1 protein-coding gene is annotated in these 862 nt (G+C 67.4%); it reads right to left on the bottom strand.

Features of this window, described 5'->3' with window-relative positions; genetic code table 11:
* A partial coding sequence (locus DTF_RS24165; RefSeq protein WP_255342775.1) for a chemotaxis protein CheA occupies nt 1-862 on the bottom strand: 862 nt, incomplete at both ends.

Raw genomic sequence — 862 nt, 5'->3', positions numbered from 1 at the left:
TTCGGTCCCCTGCCCGACGGCGGAATGGATCACCAGATTCCCCTTGACCTGGTCGAGGTTGGTCTTGACCACGTCCATGCCGACGCCGCGGCCGGAGACGTCGGTGATGAAGTCGCGGGTGGAGAAGCCGGGGCGAAGGATGAGGTAGACGGCTTCCTCGTCGGAGAGGGCGGCGGCCTCCCCGGCCGCGATCAGACGCCGCTCCACCGCCGCGTGTCTGACCTTCGCCGCATCGATGCCGCGGCCGTCGTCCTTGAGGGTCAGCCGCACGAAGCCGCCTTCGTAGCGGGCGCTGAGTTCGATGCGGCCTCCGGCGGGCTTGCCCGCCTTTTTCCTCTCGGCGGGCGTCTCGATGCCGTGGTCGACGGAGTTGCGCAGCATGTGCAGCAGCATCGGCTTGATCGCCTCGAGCATCATCCGGTCGAGCTCCACGTCGCCACCGTGGACGGAGAGCTGAATGTCCTTGTCCTGATCGCGGGAGAGCCCGCGCACGGTGCGCTGCAGATCGTCGGTGATGGTGGAGAGCGGCAGCATGCGCAGCTCCATGGCTTCGGCATGCACCTCTTCGGTCAGGTAGCCCATGCTGAGGGTGTCCTGTTCGAGGTCGAGACTGAAGCGGGTGACGTCGTCGAGGATCCCCTTGAGCAGGCGGTAGTTCTCCTCCCGCCGCAGACGGCGCAGGAAGACGTCGAGGCGTCCGCGCAGGGCGTTCATCTGGCGGCTGCGCTCTTCGAACATGCGCCGCACGATGAGCATCTCGCCCAGATGGTTGATGAGCTGGTCGAGCCGGGCGACGCTGGCGCGCACGGTGTCGGCGACCCCCTTTTTTTCTTCGGCCGCGGAAGGCCGGGCGGCGGGGACC

Origin of the sequence: Desulfuromonas sp. TF (assembly GCF_000472285.1) — a bacterium.
Lineage (GTDB): Bacteria > Desulfobacterota > Desulfuromonadia > Desulfuromonadales > ATBO01 > ATBO01.
The sequence above is the reverse complement of the archived record's forward strand: the minus strand, read 5'-3'. Positions and strand labels throughout refer to the sequence as shown.